Below are 3148 nucleotides of genomic sequence, written 5' to 3'. Positions count from 1 at the left end.
GGCGGGCCGCGGGCCGCGCGACCTTCGCGTTGGTGGCGCTCGCGGTACCGATCTGCATGGCGCCGGCGGCCGTTGCCGAGCCGCGCGAACTGGTTGTCACGTTCGGCGGCGATGTGAATTTCGCACGGTCCCGCACGCCCCCGCGGCCCGACACTGTCAGCAAGTTCGGAACCTACAGCCTTGCGCACACGACCGCCTTCATCGGCGATCACCTTGACGGTGACGTGAACTTCGTGAACGTGGAATCCGTCGTTGCCCCGCGCGACGGGACCCCGCTGGCCAAGCGCTTCGTCTTTCGCAGCCACCCGGACAACGTCCGGCACCTGATGGATATCGGCGTCAACGCCTTCGGCCTTGCCAACAATCACGCCTTTGATCACGGTTGGCCCGGCCTCGCGGGGACCCGGACCTTTTTCGAGACAGCCGCGCGGCACCGGAACATCCTGCACCACGGCATCGGCCGCGGCGCGGCCGCCTTTGCCCCCCGCATCGGCACCTTCAACGGTATCCGCGTCGCGCTAGCCGCCATCGGCATCGGGAACACCGCGTTCGCGGCGCGCCCCGACAGTGAGCGCGCGGGCATGACCACGCTTTTCAAGCCCGGCCATTACGACCGGGTCCTTGCCGGGCTGGCGGCGGCGGAAGCCGAGGTGAAGATCCTGTCGATCCATTACGGCGCCGAGAACCGGATCCGCCTTGATCCCGGTCAGCGACGCCTGTTCCGCCGCGCGGTCGAGGAGGCGGGGGTCAATCTCGTGCTCGGGCATCACCCGCACGTGCCCCGAGCGGTCGAGACAGGCCGCGACCACGCGATTTTCTACTCGCTGGGAAACTTCATCTTTCTCGGCGGGGCCGAACGCGACCACCTGCCGGTGGGACATGACTATGGCATGTTCGGCAAAGCCTACTTCACGCTCGACGCGTCGGGCGCCAGGTTGACCGCGATCGAGATCCGGCCGTTGCGCAATGTCGAATTGTCGCCCGAGCCGATGAGCGCGGCGCGCGCACGGGCGACGTTGGCGCATCTCAGCGGGCTGTCACGACGCGCCGCCGGGGCGGGCGGGTTGCAGATCGGCCCGGTCTCGCCAAGCGCACGGCGCGGCGCGGCCTGTTTCAAAGGGCCGAAGGGCCGCCGCGCCCGCGCCCTGTGCTGCCGGCTTGCGCACAGGATGGAATGTGACCTGCCAGACCTGATGTGACCCCGCCAACCGCGGGGCGCGCAAAAGAAAGGGGGCCGTTGAACCGGCCCCTCTTTCCGCCCCGCCACGTTGCCTCTGCGTTTCAGAATTCCGGTATGACGAGCCGTTGCCCCGCGACGATCCGGGTCGAGGGGGACAGGCTGTCGCGGTTGGCGTCGAGAATGTCGGCATGTCGATCGGTGCGCCCGTAAAAGCGATAGGAGATCGAAGCGAGGTTATCCCCCGGCTGCACGGTATAGATCCGCGCCCCGGGTCCCGTCCTGTCCGCATCGCCAATCGATGCTGGAATGATCAGGTCCTCGAGCGGGGACGCGCCCTTTCCGGCGGGTTGCGGATCACGCAGGGACACGACCTTGAGCGCCGGTTCCGATGCCGGGCTTGCGGCGTCAGGCGCCACGTTCGCTGTCGGTGCGGAGCCCGTCCGGGTGGCGTGCAGCGCGGCAAGGACACTACACAGGCCGGCGGCGATCAGGCAAAGACGCAGCATGTCACCAGCCCCTTGCCGCGGAAAGCGCCCCGCTGCGCGACCGGCCCATGCGGGATGGCGCGGCGGGGGCCTGCGGATACGGTCCGCGTGAAATCCCGAAATGCGTCCCCTGCCGGCATCATGGCGGCACTCTCCCCGATCTTGCGTCCCGTTCGGCCCGGCGCATGGTCTTTATTGCCCTAAATATAGTCCGGAACAACCGAATCGGTCAATATCCGGTGATTCGCAATACGCCGTTTTTTGCCGACCACCGCCCAATCAGAACACCGCCGACGGCAGACACGTGGCCAGCCCCGGCAGGAACGAGATGACGGCGATCCCCACGGCCTGAAGCAGGATGAAAGGCGCGACGCCGGCATAGGTCTGGCCGGTCGTGATCTCGGGCGGAGCGGCCCCGCGCAGGTAGAACAGCGAAAACCCGAAAGGCGGCGTGAGAAAGGACGTCTGCAGGTTGATCGCGATCAGGATCGCCAGCCAGACGGGATCGTGCCCCATCAGGATCAGCACCGGCGCGAGCAGCGGCAGCAGGATCACCGTGATCTCGACGAAATCGAGGAAGAAGCCGCGCACGAAAATCAGCACCACGGCAAAGATCAGCGCGCCCGTCGCGCCGCCGGACATGGAGCCGAGGATCTGTGCCACGCGCGCCTCGCCGCCCAGCCCGACGAAGGCAAGGCTGAAAACGCCGGCCATCAGGATCGCGCCCAGAACCGCCACGATCAACACGACCGGCGGCACGACCGCGCCGGCGAGTTCACGCCAGTTCGGTCCACTTTCCGGCGTCGGCGCCGGCGGCATGTCCTGCGGGCGGATCATGCCGCGCGCCAGCACGTACAGGATGTAGATGCCCACCAGCGTCAGCCCCGGCACCAGCGCGCCCGGAAGGTTGAGTTGCATCACCCTGGTGGCCCAGCCAAAGTAGGCGAAGGAGACGGGGACCCCCGACAGGATCGCCGCCATGAGCGCGGCGAACATCAGCAGGTCGAGATATTCGGCGGTCATGCGCGCAACCTCAGCAGGTTCCGGTGGAGACAGGCAAGCGACTGCAAGATCAGCAGGCCGCAGAATGCCGGGATCAAGGATTTCAGCAGGAAGACTGCCGGGAGGCCGCCGACGGGAATCGCCCCCGCGTGGATGGCCCACGCGTTGCGGACCGATGGATAGGACCAGTAGAGCAACGCCAGCATCGACGGGATCAGCAGCACCACGTGACCGGAAACATCGATCCGCGCCTTGCCCCCGGGGCGCTTGCGCGCTTGCAGGACGTCCACGCGCACCTGACCGTCCACCAGCAGCTTGTAGCCCGCCTCCCAGCATGACGAGCGTCGCATGAATGTAGAGCACGCTTTCATTAACAGGCTGTCTTCTGTGGTTGCCGCCCGTAGTGCAAGAAATTTCTGACCGTTCGAGCATGTGATCGAGTGCGAACTTCTGTGAGGCCTCAGTATGCGGCATTTTCAGA

4 protein-coding genes are annotated in these 3148 nt (G+C 66.6%); 1 reads left to right on the top strand and 3 read right to left on the bottom strand.

Features of this window, described 5'->3' with window-relative positions; all coding sequences use genetic code 11:
- Positions 1–1199, top strand: a 1199-nt coding sequence (locus tag ACH107_RS31465; protein WP_412509585.1) for a CapA family protein, incomplete at its 5' end; no start/stop codon positions are given.
- Between the two features lie 82 nt (positions 1200–1281).
- On the opposite strand, the gene ACH107_RS31460 is transcribed toward ACH107_RS31465, so the two are convergent.
- From ACH107_RS31460 to ACH107_RS31450, 3 genes are all read right to left on the bottom strand, one after another.
- Positions 1282–1686 (bottom strand): LysM peptidoglycan-binding domain-containing protein, encoded by a 405-nt coding sequence (locus ACH107_RS31460; protein WP_412509584.1) that lies wholly within the window; start codon positions 1684–1686, stop codon positions 1282–1284.
- Between the two features lie 258 nt (positions 1687–1944).
- Positions 1945–2688, bottom strand: coding sequence for a TRAP transporter large permease subunit (locus ACH107_RS31455; RefSeq protein WP_412509583.1), 744 nt, complete (start codon positions 2686–2688; stop codon positions 1945–1947).
- Positions 2685–3017 (bottom strand): TRAP transporter small permease subunit, encoded by a 333-nt coding sequence (locus ACH107_RS31450; protein WP_412509582.1) that lies wholly within the window; start codon positions 3015–3017, stop codon positions 2685–2687. The genes ACH107_RS31455 and ACH107_RS31450 overlap by 4 nt, the downstream gene beginning before the upstream one ends.
- Positions 3018–3148: the final 131 nt, after the last annotated feature.

Source organism: Roseovarius halophilus (ex Wu et al. 2025), assembly GCF_047086965.1.
This window is presented reverse-complemented; position numbering and strand designations above follow the sequence as displayed.

Excerpts from the sequence above, each read along its gene's own strand:
- ACH107_RS31455 (WP_412509583.1), bottom strand. The coding sequence starts at position 2,688 with ATGACCGCCGAATATCTCGACCTGCTGATGTTCGCCGCGCTCATGGCG.
- ACH107_RS31450 (WP_412509582.1), bottom strand. The coding sequence starts at position 3,017 with ATGCGACGCTCGTCATGCTGGGAGGCGGGCTACAAGCTGCTGGTGGAC.
- ACH107_RS31460 (WP_412509584.1), bottom strand. The coding sequence starts at position 1,686 with ATGCTGCGTCTTTGCCTGATCGCCGCCGGCCTGTGTAGTGTCCTTGCC.